The organism is Chitinophaga deserti (assembly GCF_003149455.1).
Lineage (GTDB): Bacteria > Bacteroidota > Bacteroidia > Chitinophagales > Chitinophagaceae > Chitinophaga > Chitinophaga deserti.
Window position 1 is genome coordinate 301,118 of record NZ_QFFK01000007.1, and the last position, 26,163, is coordinate 327,280.

Annotated in this window: 18 protein-coding genes; 9 read left to right on the top strand and 9 right to left on the bottom strand. The window is 52.1% G+C overall.

Annotated features, from left to right (window positions below):
• Window position 1 precedes the first annotated feature (1 nt).
• Window positions 2-1,534, top strand: a complete 1,533-nt coding sequence (locus DEV76_RS17835) for a RagB/SusD family nutrient uptake outer membrane protein (RefSeq protein ID WP_109699278.1) — start codon at window positions 2-4, stop codon at window positions 1,532-1,534.
• A 162-nt stretch (window positions 1,535-1,696) separates the two neighbouring features.
• Here DEV76_RS17835 and DEV76_RS17840 read toward each other — a convergent pair whose 3' ends face one another.
• From DEV76_RS17840 to DEV76_RS17855, 4 genes are all read right to left on the bottom strand, one after another.
• Window positions 1,697-5,101: a HEAT repeat domain-containing protein gene (locus tag DEV76_RS17840; protein ID WP_109699279.1), complete on the bottom strand. Its 3,405-nt coding sequence runs from the start codon at window positions 5,099-5,101 to the stop codon at window positions 1,697-1,699.
• A gap of 97 nt (window positions 5,102-5,198) precedes the next feature.
• Window positions 5,199-6,341 (bottom strand): C1 family peptidase, encoded by a 1,143-nt coding sequence (locus DEV76_RS17845; protein WP_109699280.1) that lies wholly within the window; start codon window positions 6,339-6,341, stop codon window positions 5,199-5,201.
• 77 nt (window positions 6,342-6,418) lie between these two features.
• Window positions 6,419-7,975 carry a flotillin family protein gene (locus DEV76_RS17850; protein WP_109699281.1) on the bottom strand — a complete coding sequence of 519 codons (1,557 nt, stop codon included), beginning with the start codon at window positions 7,973-7,975 and terminating at the stop codon, window positions 6,419-6,421.
• A 4-nt stretch (window positions 7,976-7,979) separates the two neighbouring features.
• Complete coding sequence (locus DEV76_RS17855) at window positions 7,980-8,576, bottom strand: hypothetical protein (RefSeq protein WP_198652114.1); 597 nt, start codon at window positions 8,574-8,576, stop codon at window positions 7,980-7,982.
• A 97-nt stretch (window positions 8,577-8,673) separates the two neighbouring features.
• Between DEV76_RS17855 and DEV76_RS17860 the strand changes: the two genes are divergently transcribed.
• The 3 genes from DEV76_RS17860 to lepB all read left to right on the top strand — a co-directional run bounded on the left by DEV76_RS17860 (window position 8,674) and on the right by lepB (window position 10,044).
• The gene (locus DEV76_RS17860; protein WP_109699282.1) at window positions 8,674-8,859 is read left to right on the top strand and encodes a hypothetical protein; all 186 of its coding nucleotides are present in this window, start codon (window positions 8,674-8,676) and stop codon (window positions 8,857-8,859) included.
• A 56-nt stretch (window positions 8,860-8,915) separates the two neighbouring features.
• Entirely contained in the window at window positions 8,916-9,326 is a 411-nt protein-coding gene (locus tag DEV76_RS17865) for a hypothetical protein (protein WP_157962963.1), read from the top strand.
• 73 nt (window positions 9,327-9,399) lie between these two features.
• Window positions 9,400-10,044 carry a signal peptidase I gene (gene lepB / locus DEV76_RS17870; protein WP_109699284.1) on the top strand — a complete coding sequence of 215 codons (645 nt, stop codon included), beginning with the start codon at window positions 9,400-9,402 and terminating at the stop codon, window positions 10,042-10,044.
• Here the strand turns inward: lepB and DEV76_RS17875 are convergent.
• On the bottom strand, window positions 10,038-10,805 hold the full coding sequence (locus DEV76_RS17875; protein ID WP_109699285.1) for an SH3 domain-containing protein: 768 nt from the start codon (window positions 10,803-10,805) through the stop codon (window positions 10,038-10,040). The genes lepB and DEV76_RS17875 overlap by 7 nt on opposite strands.
• Window positions 10,806-11,251: 446 nt before the next feature.
• The gene (locus DEV76_RS17880) at window positions 11,252-12,025 is read right to left on the bottom strand and encodes a hypothetical protein (RefSeq protein ID WP_109699286.1); all 774 of its coding nucleotides are present in this window, start codon (window positions 12,023-12,025) and stop codon (window positions 11,252-11,254) included.
• A 238-nt stretch (window positions 12,026-12,263) separates the two neighbouring features.
• Here DEV76_RS17880 and DEV76_RS17885 point away from each other — a divergent pair, with 238 nt between their 5' ends.
• The gene (locus DEV76_RS17885) at window positions 12,264-13,790 is read left to right on the top strand and encodes a sulfatase family protein (RefSeq protein ID WP_109699377.1); all 1,527 of its coding nucleotides are present in this window, start codon (window positions 12,264-12,266) and stop codon (window positions 13,788-13,790) included.
• Window positions 13,791-13,845: 55 nt separating this feature from the next.
• Here DEV76_RS17885 and DEV76_RS17890 read toward each other — a convergent pair whose 3' ends face one another.
• On the bottom strand, window positions 13,846-15,297 hold the full coding sequence (locus DEV76_RS17890) for a baeRF7 domain-containing protein (RefSeq protein ID WP_109699287.1): 1,452 nt from the start codon (window positions 15,295-15,297) through the stop codon (window positions 13,846-13,848).
• Between the two features lie 213 nt (window positions 15,298-15,510).
• On the opposite strand from DEV76_RS17890, the gene DEV76_RS17895 reads away from it, so the two are divergent.
• The 4 genes from DEV76_RS17895 to DEV76_RS17910 all read left to right on the top strand — a co-directional run bounded on the left by DEV76_RS17895 (window position 15,511) and on the right by DEV76_RS17910 (window position 19,695).
• Window positions 15,511-15,708, top strand: coding sequence for a hypothetical protein (locus tag DEV76_RS17895; RefSeq protein WP_109699288.1), 198 nt, complete (start codon window positions 15,511-15,513; stop codon window positions 15,706-15,708).
• Between the two features lie 24 nt (window positions 15,709-15,732).
• On the top strand, window positions 15,733-16,467 hold the full coding sequence (locus DEV76_RS17900; protein ID WP_109699289.1) for a YgaP-like transmembrane domain: 735 nt from the start codon (window positions 15,733-15,735) through the stop codon (window positions 16,465-16,467).
• Window positions 16,468-16,513: 46 nt separating this feature from the next.
• Window positions 16,514-17,290, top strand: coding sequence for an SDR family oxidoreductase (locus DEV76_RS17905; RefSeq protein ID WP_109699290.1), 777 nt, complete (start codon window positions 16,514-16,516; stop codon window positions 17,288-17,290).
• A 215-nt stretch (window positions 17,291-17,505) separates the two neighbouring features.
• Complete coding sequence (locus DEV76_RS17910; protein WP_109699291.1) at window positions 17,506-19,695, top strand: hypothetical protein; 2,190 nt, start codon at window positions 17,506-17,508, stop codon at window positions 19,693-19,695.
• Between the two features lie 85 nt (window positions 19,696-19,780).
• Here the strand turns inward: DEV76_RS17910 and DEV76_RS17915 are convergent, their stop codons facing one another.
• Together DEV76_RS17915 and DEV76_RS17920 are read right to left on the bottom strand one after the other, a co-directional pair.
• Window positions 19,781-22,003, bottom strand: coding sequence for a TonB-dependent receptor plug domain-containing protein (locus DEV76_RS17915; RefSeq protein WP_109699292.1), 2,223 nt, complete (start codon window positions 22,001-22,003; stop codon window positions 19,781-19,783).
• A gap of 86 nt (window positions 22,004-22,089) precedes the next feature.
• Window positions 22,090-26,010, bottom strand: a complete 3,921-nt coding sequence (locus DEV76_RS17920; RefSeq protein WP_109699293.1) for an RICIN domain-containing protein — start codon at window positions 26,008-26,010, stop codon at window positions 22,090-22,092.
• Window positions 26,011-26,163 lie beyond the last annotated feature (153 nt).

Sequence of the window (26,163 nt, forward strand, 5' to 3'; positions counted from 1 at the left end):
CATGAAGATTAATTGCTACAAGTATTTCAATACAACTACTTATAAAAAAGCCTGGCTACTGCTGGCATTGCTGCCTGCCATCTCCTGCAGCAAGCTCATAGAGATCGATGCGCCCATTAATTCCGTAGGTACGGAGAAGGTATTCCAGACCGATGCAAAGGCGGAAGCAGCATTGGCCGCTTTGTATACGACTATGATTAACACTACTGAATTCAATACCCTTTGTTACGGTGGTATATCTCTTACCGGAAGCCTGCTTTCGGACGAGGTAAGGCCGTCTATGGGTACGCTGGATGTGGTGTATAACCCTTTCCAATTCAATAAAGTGCTGAAAGAGAACGAAGCGCTGATGCTGTTATGGAAAGACGGGTACAAATATATTTACATCGCCAATACACTACTGGAAGGGATAGCGGCTTCTGCATCGCCCACGCTTTCTGAAAGCACGCGCAGGCAGATCAGGGGAGAAGCGTTGCTGATCAGATCGTGGACGCATTTCCAGCTCATGAACCTGTTTGGGCCCATACCGCTGGTACTAACCTCGGATGTGAACCAGACACGGGCAATGGAACGTTCCAAACCGGAAGCGGTGTACCTGCAGCTGGAAGCAGATTTGAAAGAAGCGTATGAATTACTGCAGCCTGACTTCCGGGTTACCGGAGGGCAGAGAATACGCCCGTCGAGAGATGCGGCCACCGGGTTGCTGGCACGGATGTATTTGTACCAGAACCGCTGGGCGGAGGCAGAAGCGGAAGCCACCAAACTGATCAGCAACGGAGCGTATGTACTGGAGCCCCTGAACAAAACGTTCCGCGGTAGCAGCCTTGAGCCTGTGTGGCAACTGAAACGTACAGACTATGGAGTGAATGATATAAAATTGATGGAATCCATCAACTTCATGCCGAAACTACGTTTCTCCGTGGTGCCGGATGCTCCTTACATGTGGAAAGATAAATCTATGTATGAGATAATGGGTTTGGAAGTAGGTTTCCTCGTTCCTGCTTACCCGGTGAGCGAAGAACTGATGGCGGCATTTGAACCCAATGATAACAGGAAAACGAAATGGCTGGATTCCATCCCCCAGCCAGACGAAGCACCTTACAATGGTAAAACATTGTATTGCATGACGAAATACGAAAACGAGTTCAATTTAACAGAGAAAGCAGATCTGCATCTTGCCATGCAGCGCATCGCGGAGATCTACCTCATCCGTGCGGAAGCACGTGCCCAACAGGCTACGGATCTTACAGGCGCAGCCCAGGACCTTGATGCAGTTCGTGGCCGCGCAGGGCTGCTGCCCACTACTGCCAGCACCCAAACTGCCCTCCTGGATGCTATTGCAAGGGAGCGCAGGGTAGAGCTGTTCGGGGAATGGGGCCACCGCTGGTTTGATCTGAAGCGCACCGGGAAAGCTGCTGCCATGGCAGGCACACATCCGGAAAAGCTGCCCTGGTCTAACGATAAACTGGTACTGCCCATCCCCATTAAGGAAGTGGAAATAAACCCTTCCCTCGGACAGAATCCCGGTTACTAACACGCCGCCATTCTCTTTCTTATACCCCGGGGCTGTATGCTCCGGGGATTTTTAACCGGTAATCAATACCGGAAGGCGGTCATACATCAAGGCGTTTAAGAAGGGTAATAATGAGCAGGCGGCTTCCGGAAGGAGGCCGCCCTTTTTTATATGACAAAGTTTCTATTCATCCGTTTTTGAACTGTACAGGAAGCTCACCAGATCCCTGATCTCTTTCTTCGACAGCACAGCTTTCATATCGGGCATGCTGGATGGGGCGTAGGTTTTCTTTGTAATATCTGCTGCGGCAAATAGCTTCACCGGTTCACTGCCTATCTTCAGTTTCATTCCTGCTTTACTGTCTTCCTCCAGGATGCCGGTTACTTTCTTCCCGTCTTTCAGTTCCAGCGTTACCATGCCATAACCGGGGGAGAGGCGGGCGCTGGGGCTGATGAGTGCTTCCAGTATCTGTTGCCTGCTGAGCCTTGCACCTACACCATTAATGCGCGGACCGGCATTACCGCCGCGATCGTCGTAGGCATGGCATTTCATACACTGGGCATTTTCATTCCAGAAAAAGATGCGCTGTCCACGTTGTGGATCTCCACCGTCAAGGGCCCCTGCGTATAAGGCATGCAGCTCGTCGCCGGTACGTTTGGCGCTGATGGATTTATATCGCTCTGCCAGTACTTTATTACCGGTACTATCGATGGCTTCGCCCAGTTCGAGGATAAGCCCTGCGGGCAGGGTACTGCTTTCCATTTTACCGAGCAGCTGGCTGAACTGCTGGTCGGCGCCCGGAGGATTGAGCCTGCCATAGGCTAGGAGGGCGGATTGCTGTTCTTCGAGTGACCGCGATGCAATAACATCTGTGAGCAGCTGTGCTTTAACTTCTTTGGAGATCCTGGATTTGTCCAGCAGATCTACTGCAGCAACGCGCACTTTCTTCTCCTTGTCGGCAATGGCGCTCCGGAAAGCTGCATCCGCTTCTGCGGTTTCCAGTGCCACGAGTGCCTTCAGTGCCTGAATGCGCACTTCCGGTACGGCATCCTTCTTCAGAACAGCGAGCAATGCAGGCGCGGCAGCTTTGATGCTGAGCTTCTCCAATGCCAGTGCTGCGCTGGTACGCACGGGAACTGCTTTATCCGTAAGCAGGGAGGTGACTGCCTGTGTGGCTGCAGGGATTACTTTGGTATCGCCGTATTTGAGCGCTTTGCGTGCGCGGCCGTCTACCCGGTCGAGCACAGATGGTTCGGGCCATACACCCAGTACACTTACTGCTTCCGCACGCAGTGCTTCGGGCTTTGCAGGGTTGGATGCGTAGGTAATGATGCCGTGCATCAAGGTATCGCTGCCGGTACGTAAACCGGCATTGATAGCCCTGCGGATAAGGGGTTCATTTTGAAAAGGAGTGGTATTGAGAATAGCGCCTAATGCAGGGATGGCATCGGGGATGGATTCATCATCGTTGATGCCGCGGGCGGCTTCTGTTACCACAAACTCATCACTGTCGTGCAGGAACTTCGCTATTTCGGGGCTGCCCATTCTGCGTAATGCCACTACCGCCGCAATGCGTAATGCACGGGAAGGGTGAGTGGATAAAGCAGCTACGGGTGCAGCCTTACCGATACGGGCTAGTGCCAGCGCTCCTGCATGTCGGAGGTATACATCTTTATCGTTGTTCTGCTCCAGCATTTCGATGACCGGTTGAATGGCGGCATTATGCTCCATCCTTCCCAAAGCTTCAGCCGCAAAGAATCGTGCACGGCTGGCCGTGTCTTTCAACAGCGGAATAATGGCATCGGCCGCTTCGCGGTATTTGATATCGCCCAGCCATTTGGCAGTGAGGGCGCGGATTTCAGGGTCTTTATCTTTCAGTGCCGGAATCAGCAGTTCCGCATGTTTCTTCTCCTTCCTCGCCATCTGGCTGATGCCCTGTATAGCGTGCACACGGGCCAGCTGGTGCCCCGTTTGCTGCAGGGCTGCCGAGAATACCTTCACGCCATCTTTGCCTCTTGCTGCCAGCTCAAACTGCGCTTTCAGCCGTACCCGCATATCTGCATGTTGCAGCAGGGTGCCTAAAGCAGCCTCGTCTTTCTTCTCAAAATCTGCCGCCAGCAGCTGCTTCACTTCTTTCCGGATGGCAGTACCTGCAGCATTTTTATCATCCAGCTTCCAGATGCGGCCGTAGTTGTGCGTGCCCCAGCCGTCTATCCAGTCGGCCACATACAATGCGCCATCGGGCCCGAAGTCCATACCGGTAGCCAGTATGCCGCCCAGCACTTTCTTCTGTTCGCCCAGTTCAAAGCCCGCTCCGTTTGCCTTCAGTTTGAAACTATGGATGCCCGAACCGGAAGGGGTGCCTACAAACTCTGCAATGAAGAAGGTATTGTTGTATGCAGCTCCCAAAGCAGTACCGGGGTTGTACACCATACCGGTGGGGCCGCTCACGAAATTCGCGATGGGAGGAACGATGTATGCGGCCTGGCTATCCCACCGGGGGAGGTACATCTTTTCTTCCATCCATACTTTGTAGGTATTGTTCTTCGGATCGCGATACTTGCCGTACTGCCAGTTGCTGCGCCATCCGGCATCTGAACCGTTTACGATATATACGAGGCGCTCTTTTTCACCGGGGTGGTCGCCATCATTATCTTCACTGATGAGGTTGCCATATTCGTCAAACACGAACTCGTGGGTGTTGCGGAGACCGTGGGCGAATATTTCAAAGTCGCTGCCATCGGGGTTGGAACGGGCTATTACGCCACAGTTGGGGAAAGCCCACTGTTTACCGTTCTGATCTTTACCGTTGAATCCGATATCTCCTATCTGCCAGTAGATCCTCCCGTCTGGCCCCATTTCCACGCCTGACATGCCGTGGCCGCTGAATCCAATGTGTACGCCGTAGCCGTGGGAGATAGAGGTTTTATCATCTGCAATGCCGTCTCCGTTTTTATCTTTCATCCGCCAGAGGTCTGGCGCCACTGCCACATAGAGATCTTTGCCGTGTGCTAATACCCCGCCTGCCACATCGGTTACTTCATCATGGAAATCATCAACTACCAGTTGTGCCTGATCGGCACGGCCGTCTCCATTAAGGTCATCGAGGCGGTAAACGCGTTCGGTTTCAATAGCCAGATCGCGCCAGTCGCGGGAGCTGTCGCCATTCAGATCTGCCAGCCATTGGTTACGGTGACTGTTTTCGGGAGATAGTTCCTGGTGCAGGAAGTTGCGGCGGTCTTCCACAGTGGCCAGGCTAATGGAAGGGATCTCCCAATCCCTGTGCCCGCGGATGTCGAACTCGGAATTCTTCTGCCGGTTGGTGGTGGTATAGTAAATACTGCCATTATCGTCGATATCGATGGCAATGGGAGATACCACGAGGGAATCGATGCCCCAGAGGGAGAGGGTAAGCCCTTCTGCCAGTACGGGCTTTACTTCGGCTTCTATTGCGGTGGCAATTTTAGCCGTTTGGGCGGAATCCATTTTTTTGATCCGCAGGTCGGTAGGCGATTGGTTACAACCGGCCATCAGTACGGATAAGACAAAGGCGCAGGAACCAGCCTGGCGCATAACGGGTTGTTTCATACTAGCAATCTTAGACGTGGAAAAATCCGCCCGGATTATCCCTGACGGCTTATCAAAATAGTCAAAATCGGCAGATTACGCAACGCCGCTAATCTATTTACAGGCCAAGCCGGGCGCGTGTAGCTGCGGGCAGCCCGTTTTTATGAAGCATCACGTATATGGATTTCAGGCGGATGTAGGGGTAGCTCATGTAAACGAACCCGTTCCTGCAGGCTTTTGGCCCCCAGGAATTCTTGACCTTGAGATACTTTTTACCGGTCTGGTCCTGTACACGGCCGGTGATGTGCATGTTATGATCGTCTACCGTCCGGAAGCTTTCGAATTCCTCCTGCCGGTATTGCTGTGAAATATCTGTCCGTTCCGGTTGCATCTTCCTGACGATGGTTTTGGCATTCGCCGGGTCTGCCGCAACTACGGCAAGTCCTTCTTCCCCGGAGAAGCCGGGCTCAGAAGCGTCGGTATCCAGTGCAAGCGTATAGCCGCTGTCGAGCGCATGATCTATGACGGCCATGTACTCATCGAGCGGGAGGTTGTAAAATTGGCCGTTGTTGTGATTGGCGGGGATTTCGAGGATGAAGGGAGCGTAGAAGGGCACGTGGGAGAAGGAAGTAATACTGATGTAATCTTCCGGCCTGATGCCGGTGGAAGCGAGGAATGTTTGCGGTGTATACTTCTGCCCTTTGTATTCGAATTGAGCAGGTACGCTTCCCATGTATTTGTCCATGATAGTGGGAAGCCCTTTCGCCCAGGAGCCGCCCCGTTGCCTGGCCACATCGGCCCATGCCTCCACGCTGTCCAGCATTTCGGGGTACAGTTTGGAATGGTTGTGTGCAGAATCGCCCTGTGTGAAGCCGCGGTAGGCGCTTTCAGGCATCATTCCATAGTGCTGCATGCTGATAACAGGATCGTGGTTGCTGCCCCCTTCGGTAAAGCGGGAAGTACCCTGCCTGAAGATGTAGTTCCGGGCTTTCAGCTCATAGGCATTCCGCACGAAATACATCTCGGAGAGGTCTATACTGTCCCCGGTTTTACGCAGGATTTCGGATTCGAGGAGAGAAGCGGTGGAGAAGCACCAGCAGGTGCCGGATTGCTCCTGGTTTTTGATCCCGGTTGCCGGTAAATTGAGTACATCCGTGAATTGATACTCGCTGGGTGGGGGCGGAGGCGGTTCGTGGTTACTATCGCAGGCTGCTATCAGCGAAACCGTTGCGATCAGGATAGAATGGCGGTAGAATGGCATGTGGCGGTGTTTTGTTTAGTGAATAGTGATGTATTTAGGTGAAAAAAAGAAGCCATCGTAAAGATGGCTTCTGTAAGTTATTTTTCTTCAGTGATAGTTGGAAGAATATCGTCCCCGTTTTTTTGCTTCCCGAGGAAGGTGGGGAGGTCCATACCGGCCATATTAAACATGTCCTGTAATGGTGGTACGGCCTTATAAAGTCCGCTGATGAAACCGGCGGTGGATGATTGTCCGTTAGCGTTATTAGCGCCTTCCCACACGGTAACCTTGTCGATCTTGATGTTCTTGATGGCTTCGGTCTGCAGTTTCACCAGTTCGGGCAGTTTGTCTGCAATGAGCAGGAGTACGGCATCTTTGGAATTGTTGCCGGCGGCCTGCACGATACGGTCGAGGCCCTGTGCCTGTTTGGTGAGGATTTCATACATACCTTTTGCTTCCGCTTCCATTTTGGCATAGATGGCATCCGCTTCACCTTTTGCTTTTTCACGGATCTTTTCTGCTTCGGCCTGTGCTTCGATGATGGCTTTCTGTTTCTGGATCTCCGCAGTTACCACGATGTTGGCATTCTGGGAAGCGCGCTCGCGGCTGGCGCGGGCTTCTTCCGCATTCCTTTCAGCGAGGTATGCTTCTTCGAGGGCTTTTGCAGACTGTATCTTTTCTGCCGCCACAGCGCGTTTGGAAGCTTCTGCTTCTCTTTCGCGGCGGCTGGCTTCCGACTGGGCGATCTGGATGCGGGCGGTGTTTTCCCCTTCTACCGCGAGGGCATTGGCCTGTGAGGCACGGATACGGGTATCTCTTTCTGCTTCGGCTTTACCAATGGCCTCGTCGCGGTTGGCGGCGGCGATGAGAACGGATTTGTCTTTGTTGGCCGTGGCAATCAGGGTGTCCCTGTCGCGCTGCGTTTCTGCGATGCTAACGTCGCGGTTTTTGAGGGTTTGCTGGATGGTGATATCCTTTTCCCGGTCGGCTTCCGCTTTACCGGTTTCACCCAGTTTCTCCTGCTCAGCCACGCTTTTCTTGGCTTCGTTGATGGCTTTGGCGGCGGCTTCCTTACCCAGTGCTTCGATGTAGCCGGATTCATCCTTGATATCCGTTACGTTCACGTTGATCAGTTTCATACCGATCTTCTTGATCTCGGCTTCTACGTTGGAGGCTACGTTGGCGAGGAATTTATCGCGGTTGTTATTGATCTCTTCAATATCCATGGTGGCTACCACGAGGCGGAGCTGGCCGAAGATGATGTCTTTGGCGAGGTCGTGGATGGCGGCGCGCTGCAGGCCAAGGAGCCTTTCTGCGGCGTTGGTCATGGTACCGGGTTCGGTAGAGATGGCCACGGTGAAGCGGGAGGGCACGTCTACCCGGATGTTCTGCCGGCTGAGGGCGTTGGTGAGGTTAACCTCGATGGAGATAGGCGTCAGCTCCATAAAGGCGTAATCCTGGATCACGGGCCAGATGAAGGCGGCGCCGCCGTGGATACATTTGGCACTGTGCGACCCGTCGGGCCCTTTGCCTACTTTACCATATACAACTAGGATCTGGTCGGAAGGACAGCGTTTGTAACGCTTAAAGAGGGCATAGAGAAGGGTGAATACGAAGAAGACCGCCACCAGGACGGCAATCAAAACAAAATCCATAAGTTTATCGGGTTTGTTTGGTTACGAGGAGAATCTGATTGTCGAGTACGGAGGCCACGGTTACCAGGGTGCCGGTAGCAATGGGAGCGTCCTCATCGGTCATGGCATCCAGTTCGCGCCAGGAGCCCTGTACCTGCAGGGTTACTTTACCCGTTCCGGTTCTTGCGGCGGGGATGGTGAGGTATACGGTGCCGGAGGCTTTTACGGCGTTTTGCATCTGCAGGGTGCCGTTGTAGGCGAGGCGGCCGGTATAGTAAAAGAGTACGGCCATCAGGAGCATCATCCCGAATCCGGCAACTACGGAAGTGATGACGGTAACCGTAGGGGAGAAACCGTTGTGGATACATGCGAGGCCTACCCACCCGAAAATGGTGAAGAAACCGAACATGTTGCGGATGGTGAAAAACTGGAAACCGATGCCATCGTCCGCATCCAGCATATCGGAAACATCGCCGGTTGCACCGTCGTGTTCACCACCGATGAGGCTCAGTACGTTTTGAATGAGAAAGAGGAGCGAGAAGAGGATGGCTACGGACCAGAATACTTTTTCAAATACCGGTAACGGGCCGAACCAGTCCATAATGTTTAACAAACGGATCATGTTGAGGGATAAATGTTCCGGGGAAAGATAATGAAAATCTGGTGTTTGGAGGAGATAAAGGCACAAATATTGATCTTGAACTGGTAAATCTGAGCATATGAACGTGAAAAGGACATTTGGAACCATCCTTACCATTTTAGGAATAGTAGGGATTATTTATGCCGGGTATGGATTCATCCGGCAGAGCGATGGCTGGCGGGTGCTGGCAGTGGCCGGGGTAATCGGCCTTATCTTTTTCGTGTCTGGCATTGGCCTGGTACGTAACACGCGCGACGAATCCTGACCGCAGCGCCACTTTTCCAATTTTGGGAAGCCCCTAAAATGCGCTATTTTTCAGGCATGATTGAAGCATCGGACATCAGGGTCGGTAATTTGCTGTGGTATTACGATTACCATATGACCGAGACCGTGTTCCGTGTGGAAGGCATACACGAAGGTTATGTATTCAATACAGGCCTGCCGCGCAGCCGCCTGCCACTGGAAAAAGCGAACCCCGTTCAGCTGGATGTATCTTATCTTTTTCAGTTCGGTTTCCTGGCGGGAGACCGGGATTATGGGGAAGATCCGGACATCTACACGTACAAATACAACCGTACCGACAGTATCTACATCCGCGACGAAGGCGATAAGTTTCAGCCCCTTGCAGCCCATGAAGGGGGATTTGCGCCATATGGCAAGCCGGTCATCCATCTGCACCAGCTGCAAAACCTGTTTTACGACCTCACGCGGGAGGATGTGTTTATGCAGTAAAGCAGTATCTTACCTTTTAAATTTCCGATTACCTATGAATAAAGCATTGAAAGCCGTTGCTATCTGAGCCGGGGTGCTAATAGGCGTTTTTTTTGTAGCCCGCATCACCAAAGCCCTCGAATTTTACACAGTGGCTGTTCCTTCCAATTACCCAACATTGAAAGAGGGTCAGTTGCTGGTTGCTTCTAAATTATCCAAACCGGAACGTGGGAAATTCCTTTTATACAATGCGGTGAATCCTGATAATGGCGAAAAAGGTATATGGATATTCCGCATAATTGGTATGCCGGGCGATGTATTGGAAATACGTGCCGGTGATGTGTATTTGAATGGCCAAAGGGCAAAGGATTCCGCATTTGCTCAGTATATGTTCTATATTCACAAGGACCTGTTTACCCGTTTACAGCTTGAAGATGAAATTACGAAAGAGCAGGTTTGTTATTCCCCATCAGACTCAGCTATTGTAACACTCAGCCTTGCGAGGCTGAATGAGCTAAAAATAAGCGGCACCCGTTATATTACGGCAAAAGGTGAAACACTTGATGAATTTGAAAAAGTCTGGAAGCACCGCTGGAATGTAGACCATTTCGGACAGATAAAAATTCCGGCAGGCAAGTATTTCGTTATGGGAGACAACAGGCATCGCGCACTTGATTCCCGTTTTCTCGGATATGTGGATGAAAAGGATGTTGTCGCCTGCGTGGTGGGCAACTATTGACTTTGTTTCCTTACCATTTCCACATTCAGCATTTCTGACAAGGCAGCCCTTTTATCAGCAGCTACCTCCATGTTGTTCTCTAATCCGAATTGCGTTTGTTTGAATATGATATTCCGCTCTTCGGAAGGCAGGGTGCGCAGCTGTTTCAGGAACCACTCCGGCTGGCAGATGTAGCATTCTCCAAGTGCATCTCCGGGTGTTTCGCTGGCAGAGCCGGTGTCGGCCACCATAATGCGGAAAAGGTCCTGTAATATGCGATCGTCGTTTGTGCGGCAGAGATACTTCGGCAGGAAGCGCAACGCGGGTTCATAGGAGTTATCGTACGTATCGGAAATGGATTGACTCGTTTTGAGGAGTAATGCGTTATCCTCTGCCGTAAATTTATCCGGTGTATTTTCCCTGCGTTCGTTGATATCATTACGAAGGCTCACAAGGCGTTGGTAACCGCCGAATACTTTACGTAGCAGGCGCTGTGCTGCGGTATCGGGCAGTTGGTTGATGAGCCTTACACGGCTTTTATGAATATACCCGGAGCCATCCGGAGTAATAGACTGATTCAGTACTTTCCACCAGTCACCCCGTTTCTTTTCCACCACAAAAAACTGATTCTCCCCAATACTGTCTACCACAGGTGCATTAGCCGATGGAGCCTGACGGATATTGGTAAAATGATCTGCGTCTTCAATAACGGCCCATTGATGTGTTTGAGCGTTCACCGAAGTTGCTGCAATGAGCAGAAAGGGGATGAGGACAACGCGCATGGGTTTTGAGGGATTTGATGGCAATTTAGTAGGATTTACGATCCGGTTTTCTGCCGGGAAGGGATTTAACTTTTATTTGGGGAAAGGGGTATCCTGGCATAAGGACGTAATACCTTCATACATATAGTTTTCGGGGTGATAGTGCACTCACAAGCTTATTTGAAGCTTATTACAAGTTTATTACAATGTAGTATCTACGTAGCATGTACGGGACAACTACGGGTGAACCTGCAATTAAGTTCGGAGATGAGGTGGACTTGATGCGGAGGTGGTGCGGATGCGATGCGGAAGTGGGGTTTTACTGATAGCAGGCGGGGAAAGGGAAGATTGGGCTCTTATTGCCCATGGCATTGGCTGGCGGAGGAGCGGCCTGCCGGGTAGATTTGGGTTCCATATTATCTGATATTTAATTAGTTATAACAAAATCTCTCAATTATGGCGATATGCTATTCCCGTTGGATAACCGGCAGTCCGTTTTGAACGGGAACCGGTTTGTGAACGATGGTTCGTGGCGGGTAAGAGAGATGCTTATGGGGATTAACCTGGGTGGTAACCACTTTCTTTGGCTGGTCTTCTACAACGGCGATAATATCTGCTGCTTCGCACTTCCTGTCGCGGATGTCAAAATCATCAAAAAACTGCTTTACCTGTAACGCTACTACCAGGGTGCCTTTACCCGGTACGTTAACCCACAGATCCCCGCCTTCGAAATCCTGGAAGCGCTCGTTGAGATCAATGCTCAGCACGGCAGTGTCTGTACCTGTAATAGAACGGGTGCTGAAATCGATCCGGGAAGCGATCACTTTGATCTCCATGCGGACGGCTTTTTTAAATCGCTGAAAGCATTGCGGTGGAATATGGAGCCTGCCGTCTTTAGTGAATACAGGCGGCGGGCCGAAGTACTTGCTTAACCCAGTGTAACCATTGAAGCGGAATCCTTTCAGGCCTGCGTGGTTGTTTCTGCCTGCTTCTAAAATGTAGCTGTTGAGACGGTTTACCAGCGCACGGTCGGGGAAGATGTCCAGGTGCGGCCTGATGGCATTGCGGACAAGAGCGCCTTTACGGCTGGCTGCGCCAAACGTTTTAGCAGCACGGCGGGTGTTAGCAGTTTGCCGCACGGTGTCAGGAACGGTGCGTAAACAATGCTTACCGTTACGCTTGTAGGCAATGATATTGCCGAGCCTTCCGGTAAACGGGATGAGAGAATCTAAGATGGCCATAATATTGAGTTTTTTGTTATCCCTTAATATACAAAAAGCGCACCGGAAGTGTGTGCGACTGCCATTAGAAGATATTCAATATCAGTGCATTAGGTATTGCAGGACGTCGAAGGTTAATTGTACTAAGGCATAGATATTTTCGAAGGTGACTGCATCCGGTTTTAGAAGATTTCGAAATTATGCATCTATCCCGGTCTTGATGATTATATTTGACCGGACCATTAAAAACCCACTTCAGATGTATATCCGCAGCTTGCTCATGGCTTCGCTGATGGTGTGGGGCGTGAACGCTTCCGCACAATCATCCAAAAGGCCGAATATCATTTTCATATTTTCTGATGATCATGCCTTTCAGGCGGTAAGTGCTTATGGCGGCAAGCTGGTACAAACACCGCATATCGACCGTATTGCCCGCGAAGGCGCTATCTTCCGGAATGCCCTCGTCACTAACTCCATTTGCGGGCCCAGCCGGGCTACATTGCTCACCGGTAAGTACAGTCACCGTAACGGTTATCCGCGTAACGAACAGCGGTTCGATGTAACGCAGGTGCTCTTCCCCCGCGTGCTGCAGCAAAATCAATATCAAACGGCCTGGATCGGTAAATGGCACCTGGGCAGCCTGCCGGAAGGCTTTGATTACTGGCGCATCCTGCCGGGGCAGGGGCATTATTACAACCCGGATTTTATTGAAAAAGGGCAGGATACCGCCCGCTCACAGGGTTACGTAACCAACCTCGTGACCGACTACTCCATCGACTGGATCCGGCACCGCGATACTTCCAAACCCTTCATGCTGGTGGTAGGCCATAAAGCTACCCACCGGGAATGGCTGCCCGACCTGCAGGACCTCGGCGCATACGATGACGTTAACTTCCCGGTGCCCGCTAATTTCAACGATACGTACGAAAACCGCGAAGCAGCACGTAACCAGGATATGACCATCTCCAAAACCATGCGCCTCGACTTCGACCTGAAAGTACATGCCAACTACAACGGATGGGTCTATAACCGCTTCACTCCGGAGCAGCTGAGCGCCTTCAAAGGATATTACGATGGTAAGGTTACAAAGGAGTTCGACGAAAAGAAACTAACAGGTGATGCCCTCACCGCCTGGAAGTACCAGCGCTACCTGAAAGACTACCTCGCCACCGCCAACTCCCTCGACCGTAACATCGGCCGCCTGCTTGAATATCTCGACCGCAGCGGTCTTGCTGAAAACACAGTAGTCGTATACGCTTCCGATCAGGGTTTTTATATGGGCGAGCATGGCTGGTTCGACAAGCGGTTTATGTACGAAGAATCCCTGCGTACCCCCTTTGTAGTACGTTACCCCGGTGTCATCAAACCGGGTACGAAGGTAGACGGGCTGATGTGTAACATCGACTGGGCGCCTACCATCCTCGACTGGGCAGGCGTAACTGCTCCGGAAGAGATGCAGGGCCGCTCGTTTATGCCGCTGGTTACCAAGGGCGGCAATAAGTCCACCTGGCGTAAGGCGGCATATTACCACTACTACGAGTATCCCGAACCGCATAAAGTATCGCCTCACTTCGGCGTGCGTACGGAACGGTATTCACTGATACGGTTCTACGGGCCGGCAGACAGCTGGGAATTGTACGACCTCGCCAAAGATCCCGGACAGGTAAAGAACCTGATCGGAGCTAAGGGCTATGAGAAAATTACCGCAGAGCTGAAAGCCGAACTGCGCAAACAGATCGTTCAATACAAAGACAATGAGGCGCTCCGCCTGCTCGATAAAGGATAATGGCAGAACTGCCATAAAAAAGGGCCGCCTCAAACAGATGAGGCGGCCCTTTTATTTAGTAGCGCATTAAAGCAGCCAGCGGCCCGTTTCCGGGCATGTTATCCGGTGGCACGTAATGTACTTCCGCGCCATGGAGTAATGCCTGCGTAACGGCTGCATTAACCATGCATTCGCCTCCGTCTGCCTCACTATCATGTAACCGGAGGATATTGTCCTGCTCGCTGAAGGTACCCCAGAGGCGTGCCCCTTCGCTGACGAGCAGCACTTCCGTGCGGGCGTAATAGCAGGCAGGAATAATGTCAGCCGGTTCCCGGGAGCTAAGGTTGTTACCGAGGTTATTGCTGAACCGCTCAATGGCCTTATCGCGTTTTTCAAGGAAATAAGGCTCCATTACCTGGCGGGCATTGCTATAAAGCTCCTGAACCGGCGTATGCTCCATATTTCCGGTGAGTGCCTGTTCAGACATATACCGGTACTTGGTGCGCTGCCTGAAGAGGGGGAGGATGTATTCCACGCCAGCCAGCAGGAGAGGCTGGTTGCTGGTGTTGAGTATTTCTTTCCAGAGGGTTTCATCCACCTCATCGAGATACATGGAGATATTGGCTTTGTTATCGGGCTTGCCGGCTCCAATGCCATGATAATTGGCCCCCTGGCCAGCGCCTGAGCTGCTGGTGCGGAAAAGCTTCTGGTCGTCTTTCTCTTCAAAGTGTACGACATCCTCCACGCCCCGCGGCATACCGGGCACTTCCACTTCCTGCATGCCCCATGCATCGGCCTCATATAGTGTGGCTTTGTGCTTGCTGAGGGCAAGGAGGAAGAATTTTTCCTGAGTGGTAAGGAGCGGAAGGAGCGGGCTTACATAAAACGAATGATTGATATAGCATTCTTCTTTTACGGTGAAGGGCAGGCGGATGAACTGGCAATTGCCGGGGGCAAGAAAGATGGCGAGCCCTTCACGCTGGTTGCGCCAGAACGCATCGTCGTGCACCATGATACGGGCGCATTCCATCAAAGGCCGGAGTTCTTCCCGCGGGGCGCCCTGGCTGATGAGCGACAGCTCTGCCTGGCGGATGAGTTGCTTGAGGGCTATACTGTCGAGTTGTTCGTTTACCTCCATGCCACGGCGGTGAGTGGGCAGGTAAATGGTGATAGACCATTTGGCCCGGTGGCGGGCGAGGGCAGCAAATTGTTCCCTGTCTATATTGGCGGGCAGCTCGGTGATACCCTGGGCGGCAATTTTTCCCGGTGCGGATGTAGGTTCGCCGTTAGCGCGCGGTTCCGGGGCAGTGAGGTCCTCTTCTCCTTTATGCACATTACGGTTAGGATGTAATACCCGCACATTGGCTGCGGTTTTTTCATCGCTTTCCGTATACTTCTCAGTTATTTTCCTGTCCTGCTCATACGTAGTGCCTTCCAAATTGGGGCGCAGCCCAAGTTCGCTTTCGCGGCCGTTGCCGGAAGGCTTTCCTTTTTGCGGGATGAATCTCCCATCTCTGTCTTTTCCCATGATTTGAACAATTGGTGTACTTCCAACAGGCAGCAAACTCCATACCTCCGGAGGTGAGGCATGTAAGCCGCAACGCACACTGTTGTTGTTTCCCCGTATATCCTCATTTTGCGGAATCATTACACGTAACGCAACTGGTTTGCCCTGTTGTTGAAATACGCACGGCGTTTGTATGAGGTGTAATAACATCTTTCACTTTAAAAAATCATTGCTATGAAAACGCAGGAAAAAGAAATTCACGTCACCGCACAGCAGGTGAACCGCGATGAAGCAGAACGTGGCGCGGCAGCTCCCCGTAAGGTTCCGGGAGAAGAAAATGATGACATTTCTGAAGAAGAAGAGGAAGAACTGGATGAAAACGATCTGGCGGAAGATGATACCGATGATGAAGAAAACGAAACGGATAATTAACAACCACAAGTAAAAGGATCTGATATGAATGAAAATGCATCAACATGCGGAAAACCCGCCGTAAACGTTGGCCGCGTGGAGCGCTATGCTTCGGCGGCTGCCGGTGCGGCACTGATTTTTAATGCGGTAACCGGTAAGCGGCTAAACTTCCTGAAGGGAGCCGCCGGTGTATTACTGCTGTACCGTGCCATATCGGGTAATTGCCCGGTATATTCAGCCATGGGTAAAAAGCGGCTGCCCGACCCGGTGCAGAACATTAATATCCGCAGCACCATTACGGTCAATAAACCCCGTGCAGAAGTATACGCTTTCTGGCGTAAACTGGAAAACCTGCCGCTGTTTATGAAGCACCTGAAATCTGTGGAGCAGCGCGATGAAACGCATTCTCACTGGGTAGCACATTTCCCGGGATTCCCGGCGGTGATATCCTGGGATGCGGAGATCGTAAAGGAAGAAGAAGGCACTTTCCTGGGATGGAACTCAATGCCTGACAGTTTGCTGGAAAACGCCGGAAAGGTGGAATTCCGTGATGCGGGAGAAGATCAAACAGAGATCCAGGCGGTGATTTCTTACCGCGCACCCATGGGCCCGGCAGGTGAATCAGTAGCACGGCTGTTTACACCCCTGTTCAGGAATATGGTGCAGGAAGACCTGCAGAATTTCGGCCATTATATCGAAACAGGTGAACTGCCCGCCACAAACGGGCAATATGGTGGAAGGACACCCAGAAAGACGCACTTCAAAAAGTACAATTTGTAAAGCCTGATGCAGCAGCATGGATTTATCACACCTAAAATAACAGGTTATGCAGGAGCAACAAACCAGTCCGCTTACATTGGCGGGCGAACAGATTTCCCTTTCAGGGAAGCGGGTACTCATAACGGGAGGCACTACGGGCATCGGGAGAGAAATTGCGAGGATGCTGGCCGCTGAAGGCGCCGGAGTATTGATATTTGGCCGGGAAGAAGGTCCTATGCAGGAAGCCCTTAAAGATATCCGGGAAGTAGCAGGAGGGGAAGCCCCTGAAGGCTTTACTGCGGATGTGGCTACAAAGGAAGGCATCGAAAAGATCTTCGCGGAAGTGGATGCCCGGGGTGGAATAGATATTCTTGTGAACAATGCCGCCCTGGGATACGAGGGTATCATGCAGGGTGATTACGACAAATGGCAATACATACTCTCCGTTAATGTGCTGGGGTACCTTGCCTGCACACACGAAGCGGCTAAAAGAATGGAGCAGTCCGGCAAACATGGCCAAATCATTTTCATTGGCTCCATGAGTGCCGATACCCGCGAAGGCAAAAGCTCCGTGTATGTGGCTACGAAATCAGGCATACAGGGTTTTGCCGAAGCTGTAAGAAAGGAACTGAATCCCAAAGGCATCCGTGTATCATTGATTGAGCCCGGTGCCGTGGATACAGATATGCAGGAGCAGTCATCTGCAGAAAAGCTGAAGAAGGTGGAAGAAAAGAAGATGCTGATGGCGGAAGATATTGCGGCGGCAGTGCTCTTTGTTGTAACACGTCCTGAACGTTGTGATGTGGTGGAAATGAAAGTACGTCCCCAACAGCAATTGATCTGATGTTGTAGCCTCCACATCATGGGGTGCGTAATCATCATTCATGCAGACCTTCAATAAGTAACAGCCGGTATCAAATACCGGCTGTTACTGTTTTATGCAGCAGGACATTGCTTTGGTAATCAATCCGGTATTCCGTTTGTAATCATTGGAAGTTGTGGAAATACTTCTACCAGCCAGGCAGGCAAAAGCTGCAGCTGTTTTAAAAGCAGGTAATTATGAATGGTTTTTCTCCCTGGTATTATTCCGATGGCCGGCAGGTAGCAGGCGCCCTTTGGCGGAAACAGAAAGGTGATGTGTTGCTGGAAACTACATTGTCCGACGACTCACTATGGCTGAGGGTTACATTCCGGCAGCAGCCGGTGCTGGCATTGCGTGCCGGGTATTTCCCCGGCAATGGCTTCAGGATATTGAAAACGGACGACGGCGGCAGAACTTTTTCCATGCAGGCGGCCACATCTGCTGGCCGCTTCAGGATCATGGTATCATTACCGGACCAGTCGTATCCCATGTTGCGTTGCACCACATACCTGACCCCATCCACTGATTTTCGTATTCCCTTCTGGCCGCGGGACCTGATGGTACTGCAGGCTTCCGGCAAGCAGGAGGCATTGGAAGGGAAAGTGCATGTCAGGCAGGAAGGCGGGCGCTCCGGGTGGTTGTTCGGCGGAATCGAATCTGCTGACCCATGTGCGTTTCTTTACTTTCAAAACCTTACTGCCCTCAACGATTACGCCATTGCCACCCATACCAAACTAACGGATACGGTAGGTGGCGCCTGGCCGGAGCTGGGCTTTGGACTGCCGCCTTCGCCGGAAAAGGCATTGCCTGCGGGGAAGGAGATCGTTATCAGTGATGCCTTTCTCATGCTGCACGAATCGCTGCCAGCTAAAGAAAACGATCTTGCAGCCCTGTTCCTTGAAATGACGGGAAGGCTTTACCTGCAGCTACCCCTTCCGCCAACGAGCTATAAGCCCTGGCCCGATATTCTGAGCCATACCCTGCGCGACCTCCAGGTGAACTGCGGATGCTGGTTCCGTGCAGGCGGGCATTCCTATCTCAATGCGTATTTATGTGACTATGATACCCCTCCCGAACTCATGGTTCAACTGGCGGTGCTATTGCCTCTCATGGATTATGAACGCTGGAGCAACGAGCCATTGAAAATTGTTCAGACATTGAAGGATGGTATTCCGTTTTTCTACGATGAAAAGATCAATGCAACCGGCCGCTGGTTGCCCTCAACCATGGACCGGCTGGACCTTTCGGAGGAGCATAAGCACCCCCGGGTTATGGATTCCTGGTATCTCCATCACCCGTTGGTAAACCTGGCGAGAATGGTAAAGGCGGGAGAGGATCACCTGAAGGATTTGTTATTCAATTCTGTGGAGTTTGCCATTAAGGTGGCACATCATTTCAAGTATGAGTGGCCGGTGTTTTATCACCTGGATACGCTGGAAGTAATTAAAGCGGAAACGCAGCCCGGTAAAGGTGGTGAACATGATGTAGCGGGTATCTATGCCCACCTCATGCTGCTGATGCATGAGATTTCGGGAGAGGATAGGTTTCTCGAAGAAGCGGCCACTGCGGGAAGGGCGCTGGAGCAGAAAGGTTTTCATTTGTTTTACCAGGCCAATGTAACGGCATTTGCCGCAAAGGCGCTCCTGCGGCTGTATATCATCAAGAAGGAAAAGGTTTTCCTGCAGGCAGCCATGGCGGCCCTCGCCGGCATTATGCGGAACACCGGCTTGTGGGATTGCAATTATGGCAATGGTGAGGGATTCCCCACCTTTTTTATACTGTATCCGCTGAATAATGCACCGTATGCTGCAGTATATGAAGAACTGGAAGTGATGGCCTCCTTTCACGATATCATCAAAATGGCTCCCGAGGCAGGCCTCCCGTCTCATATCACGCTACTTTTGTCGGAATACATCCGGTATATGGTTCACCGTTGTGCCTACTATTATCCCCCCATGATCGACAAAAGCATGATTGCGGAAAAAACCAAAACCGGTGAGATAGAAACCGATACCTGGATACCGCTGGAGGATCTGCAGGATGGCTGGGAAACCTCCGGAACTGTGGGACAGGAAGTATACGGTGCAGGGCTTCCCTTCGCCATCGTTTCCCGGCATTATAGTGTATTGGAAGATTGGGGTTGCATCGTGTTCCTCGACTATCCCATTTCTGAGAAAGTGGAGCAACTGGAGAATGGGGTGGCATTCCAGGCAGGCGGGCACCCGGACATGTTCTGCCGGTTGCGCCTGATGCCCATGGAAGGGTTTACTTTGACAGACGGACAGGTGCAGGCGGATAAAGAGATGATGCAGGGTATTAAGCTGGAAGACGGGAGCCTGGAATTCAGTATTCCGGGACAGTGCAGGGTAGAGCTACATTTTGGCTGATCTGTTTTAAACCATATCCTATATCAAAAGAATGGCGGCTCCATTTTGAAGCCGCCATTCTTTTGTAACATATTGCTCAGATGCATCAGAAAGCCGCCTGTACTTTCAGTACCAGGTTTCTTCCCGGATTGCTGATGCCGGATGCGAACACGCGGTAATGCACGTCTAGGAGGTTTTCCAGTCCGGCCTGTACTTTAAGCCAGGGCATAACCGGGTAGCGTGCCGAAAGGTTGATGGTAGCCCAGGAAGGCATACCTTTTTCCGTAGCGTATACGAGATTGTCTTCGCCATTTGGGTTGTAGTTCTTAGCCCGCTTCCAGCCATTGAAAAGCACATAGCCTTCCGTTTCCAGCTGCCGCCAGCCGTATTGTATGCCCGCCTTCCCAAATACGGGAGGGATGTGATCCATGGGCATACGCACTCCTTTGCCATCGGTATAGCGGCCGTGGGTGTAAGTGACATGGCCATAGGCACGCAGCTTTTCCAGCACCTGCCATTGCAGCGAAGCCTGGAAGCCGGCAATAGTGGCTTTTGCTTTATTCTGCGAAGCAACAACGGGTGTAAGCACACCGTTGTACAACATCTCATCTTTGCCATTGAACCGGAACCTGTCCAGCACTATAGCGTTGCGCATGATGCTGTAGAACCCGTTTAACTCCACAAACAACTGCTTCCCGAATTGCCTGGAGGCGCTCAGGTCGAAGTTGATGGTTTGTTCGGGCTTCAGGCCGGGGTTAGGTACTACCAGTTGTGTGCCGCCTGCAGATTCAAATACTTTGGCGATGTCGTCGATATTAGGTGCCCTGTAGCCTGTGGATGCTCCTGCAGATAGCTTGGTTTGCACATCCGGGAGGTAAATTAGGCCGAGGTTGGCGCTGTACGTAACATGGTTTTGACTGGCCTCCGTAAATGGCAGGTGAAGCAGGGAGGTATCCGCGAAGGTGCTGTGCAGCGTGGTGTAGTTCACCCGGATGCCATCGTTCAGGATGAGTTTACCAGGAACAATCTTGTACAGGTGCTGCGCATAAGCCCCGAAGTAGTGCATGTAATTGCGGCCGTCTGGATAACGGGTGTCCAGCCCGAAGGTTTTACCGCCATGCTGAATGTTTTGCCGGAATGCGGAAGACTTCAGGAAATTGAGCTGCCCGTCGCCCCCGGCATTCAGTTCATGCCGGCCTTTGCTTTTGCGCAGATCGAGATGGAAGGCAGCAACATGAATGTTCTCTACACGATGTTCGCGCTGGGTATTGCGATACGCCCGCTGCATCCTGCTTTCTTCCACCGCCTGGTAACTGGCGCCTGCCAGCAGCTGGTCGAAGAAGCCGCTGAGCCGGGTGGTTTTGTATTGCCAGGATGCCATGAGCCTGTCTTGCGGCCCGTAGTACCATTCTGCCCAGCGGAGTTTACCATTGCGGACATCGGTGAGGCGGTCGTACCGGGGGATATCGCTGCTGGTGGAGTATTGAAGATTCAGGAGGTGCTCGCCGCCTTCGCGGGGCTGCCAGCGGAACTTCTGCAGCAGGTCGTATTGCCGGTAGGCACTGTGCCGCTGGATGCGATCGTCGGGATTGGTGAGGATAGAATCCACGCCATTCACCTGGCTGATAAATTGCTTCCTTTTACCCCATTCGCCATCGTCACTATTGCGGTGTGCGCCCATGCGGAGGTCGCCGATATCGCTGTAGGAAAAGGAGGTGAGGGAAGCGAACTTCCTGCCGCCAACATTCACGTCGGCATGCCCGGTGTATTCCCTGAAAGCGCTGCTGTAGCGGGCGGAGAGATGAGTGGAGGTTTTGCTGAACTGAGGCGATTTTGTCCTGAAGTGAATAACGCCGCCCAGTGCATCCGATCCGTAAATGGTGGATGCGGGGCCATAAATGATTTCTACCATTTCGGTAATATCATCGTCTATCGTGATCACGTTCTGCAGGTGGCCTGTGCGGTAAATGGCGTTGTTCATCCGAACGCCATCCACCACCAGCAAAATCCTGCTGGCTTCAAATCCCCGCAGCACAGGGCTTCCGCCGCCCAGCTGGCTCCTTTGTACGAATACTTTCCCGCTTTGCTCCAGCAGGCTTCCGGTGTTGTTGGACAATGAAGCCCTGATTTCCGGTGCATGTATCACTTCCACCTTTTGAGCAACATAGCGGCTTTTCTCTTCAAACTTATTGGCAGTTACTATTACTTCCGTTAACGGGTGTACAGAATCCCTTACGGCAGGGCGCTCCTGTGCAGCGGCAAGTCCTGCCTGAGCAAGGCATGCCAGCAGCAGCAGGGGTGCTTTTTTATTGGTTAAAGATAAATGCATAGTATATCTGCTTTTTTGCCCGCATACATGTTTCGAGGCGGGAGGGGATAAACGGGCACACCGTTGCCGGTGCGCCCGTAAAATGGTTAACGCTGAATCACGAAGCGGGAAGTTTCCCTGCCGCCGGGTGTTTCTATGGTAAGGATATACATGCCGTTGGACAGATGACTGGTGTTAAGCTGGTAAGCAGTTTGTTGTAAGATACCGAACTGCTGCAGCTTACCGTCCATGTTATGCACCCAGAAGCGCACCGGAAGCTTAATGCCTGCAGGTAATTGTATGTTTACGAACTGCTGTGCAGGATTGGGGAATACGCGGACGTTGCTCACTTTCGCAACGGTGGTTTCCTCCGGTTCAGCTGCCACTGCAGGTGCAGGTGCATAAACATTGATTTCTGCCGCACTGGCCCATGCGCCGCTGCTGATGGAAGAAAGCGTTTTCAGCCGTACGAAGCGGGCGTTGCGTGCAGTGAACGTAACTACACGTTCCGTTTTACCACTGGTGCTCCAGGTACCTGTGGCTGCTGCAGTACCCCAGTTTACGCCGTCGGAGCTGGTGTATATTTCATAACCGGCAATAGTGCCATTGGTGCCTGCATCCTGACGGGGCAGGTATCCAAATCGCCCGATAGTAGCACATGCGCCGAGGTCGATGTGCAGTTCATGCGGGTGCGTGGGAGAGGAGCTGTACCATGCGGTATGCCAGTAAGTAGCCGTATTCCCGTCAATGGCATCAATGGCACGGCCATTGCCGGCTCCTTCGCCAACTGCTTCTTCGGAAGAGAAGTATTTAACCGTCCAGTTGCTTTTTGCCGGAATGGTACCTCCGCCGCATGCGGGTGCAGATATAATATCGAAGCGCCATTTCTGAGCTGCGGTATTATTGTCTGTATAAATCTGCACGTTTGTATTATCTGCATCTGTGCCATTAGCCACCTCCATTACTTTGGTAAGATCGTTAGCTGCCTGCAGTTTAAAGAACCCGCCACCTGCGCTTACGATCTTCCAGCGTTGGGCGTTTCCGCTATTATCCGTCCACATATGCACATTGGTACCATTTGCCGTGCCGCCGCCGTTCACGTCGAGCGCTTTACCGGTGGTGTGCTGGGGCAGCAGTTTGTAGTAACCGCCGCTGAGGTTGATGAGCTTCCAGCGCTGGTAGTTGGCACTGTTATCCAGCAGGATGTTGACGTTGGTACCGTCTGCAGTACCGCCGCCTGTTACCTGCAGGTTCCTCGTAAGGGCGTTGCCGGGCTTCAGTTCGTAAATGGCACTGTCGATGAGGCCGTTGCCTCCGGTGATGGTAATGAAGTTCGTTTTCGTAAGACTGTTATTTCCCTGATCGTCCGTCACCGTCAGCGATACGTTATATGTTCCAGCTGCACTGTATACCACTTTTGGATTACGCGCGGTGGATGTTGCCGGTGTACCTCCGGGGAACGTCCAGCTATAGGCTGCGCTCGTAACCTGCTGGGCGGAGTTGTTGTAGAAACGTGCTGTGTCTCCCACGGTTTTAGTGGCTGCGTCCACTGCTATGAGCGCCTGGGGTGCGGAGGTTTCGTACAGGTCGCTTACCCACACACTGCGGTTGGTGCCATTGATGAGTTTGGCATCTTTATAATCGATCGCTAAGCGGGTGCAGAAGGTAAGTGCGGGAAGACCGGTGTTGTACAATACCCAGTCGGCCATGGCATTGTTACGGTAGTAAACAGACCGTTTGGTGCCGATATACACTCCGCCGTTGGTGCCACGCTGGTGCAGGATCTCCGTTACCTGCTCTCCGTTCAGGAGGGTAGTGCTGAGGTTGGTCCAGGTGGTACCGCCGTCGGTGGATTTAAATACTTTCTGTCCGTCTACGGTTGAATTCACACGCGCCACCCAGATGTGATCGGGGTTGGCAGCGCTGATGGTGATATCAAAAGCAACGGAGCTGCTGGAGAGGCCTGTGGGTGTAACGTCCGTCCAGCTGGTGCCGCCGTTGGTACTGCGCATCACTTTCTTCACTGTTCCCAGCGTAGCGGCATACATGGTGGAGGGGTTCTGATAGCCTACTGCTATGCAGCCGACCTTTTCCCCGAAGTCGTATACGGAAGTGTATGTAGCACCTGCATCGGTTGATTTCCATAAAGCATTGCCTTCGCCCAGCCAGATAGTATTGTAATACTGTGCGTCCCAGATAATATCGCTGCTCTGGCCGATGGTGTAAGAGCGGTTAGGGAGCTTGCCATTGGGCAATGTAAGTGGTGCAGTGCTGCGGCTGCCGGTAAGTTGTTTGCGGCCGTAATCAAATACCACGATGCGGTCGTTGGCATAGGAAACCGCGCCGAGGTAGTTATCGCCACCACCGGTGCTGATCCAGCCATCGGTATAGGTATTGTTATCCTTCAGCAGTGTGCCATTGTGATAGGTGCCGCCCACCATCACATTGTTGCCTTCCCAGTTGCCGACGCCGAAGCCCCAGAAATCTGTTCCCTTAATGCCTTTCATGCGTATCTGGAAATTGGCGCCGCCGTCGTTGCTATAGAAAATACCGCCATCGCAGGCGATCCAGAGATCACTGCCGTAAAAGCGGATATCGTGAATGTCTGCATGCACATAGTTCACTTTGTTGGAATGGCTCCATTTGGCGGGGCAGGTCCAGTTCACGCCACCATCGGTACTCACCCAGCGGTTTACTGCGCCCAGCTGGAGGTTGTTGGCGTTGGCAGGATCTACGTCGAGGGCAAGGTCGTAGTAATACTGACCGCCGTCGTCAGAACCATCGTCTGCCCATGCCATAAGGTTTTTATTCGTGGTGGCGTTTGGTGGCCCACCGGGACCGCTACCGCAGCAGGAGAAAGACCATGTTTCTCCTGAATCGGTGCTTTTATATATCCCGTAAAGACCGCTGCCGCCATTGGCAGCACCTGTCGCGAGGGCATATACAATGTTGGCATTGGCTGCCGTCACGGAGATTTCGGTACGTTTCTGTTCTTCACCGGAAGCAGTGGGGTTGGGCCATCCGGTGGTTTTGATGGTCCAGGTAGCTCCACCGTCGGTACTTTTATAGAATTCAGTTTTAACACCTGTCTGCCGGATGGCATAAGCCGTAGTGTTGCTTCCCGGTTTGAATTCCACTTCCTGGAAAATACCGGTCATAAGCTGTGTGAAAGTAGCTCCGGCGTCCAGAGAACGGTAAAGGCCCTGATTGGAAGCTACGAACAGGGTATTGTTGAACCCCGGGCGTGATACGATGTCGTTGATCGAATGGTTCACGCTGTTGAAGGTGGCATCACCAGCCTGAGAGAAGCTGGTTCCTCCATTCGTGCTTTTATAAAGCCTGCTGGCGCCGCCGAAGTAAACGATGTCGGCATTCAGCTGATCGATCTCAATGCTCACGATGCTGCTCACGAGCATGTTGTCTGTAAGGGCTGTCCAGTTGAGGCCCTTGTCAGTGGATTTGAACAATCCCGCATTTGCAGTGCCTGCATACAGCACGTTGGTGTTGCTGAGGGATTGCTCTACTGTGTAGACGTGTGCTGCGCCGGAGGCATAGCTGGTGCCGGAGGCGCCATTGTCGAAATTGACAGGCCCTACGCAGGTCCAGTTAGCCACACCGCTGAGGGAGCGCAACTGAGCTGTTTCGTTGGAGCGCTGGAGGTAAGCGCGGCCGAGCTGGCGGTCTTTCTCATTAGGCCCTTTATCGGGCGGTGCGCTGTAAGGGTTGCGGCTCACTTCGCGGAGCCATCTTTTGTAGTACTGTGTGTACTCGTTTTTCACAAAGGGATGCGTTTCGTAATAACGCTCAAATGCTTCCGTGACCTTCTCGGGATCAGGGTTGGCGCTGTACATCAGCTTCACCCAGTCCGGCAGGTTCGGATTGGAGGCATTGACTTTCATTTCCATGGATTGTGCGGAGGCTGATTGCCATACTGCGGAAAACAATAGGGCGGCCAGGATGAGGGCCTTTAATGAAAAGGACAGAGGGTAGCGCGTTCGCATAGAACGGCCTTGGGCTTCGTAGACCATGAGGGTTTGTTTTATTTGGTTGATGAATGCTTATCGTTCTACAAACACTTCCAGGGAATTCATGTACATGATGAAATGCGCTCGCTAAGAATACTGCTCTGTGGGTTACGCGGAAGGGCCCGCTTATCAGCATATAGATCGGTTGACATGATG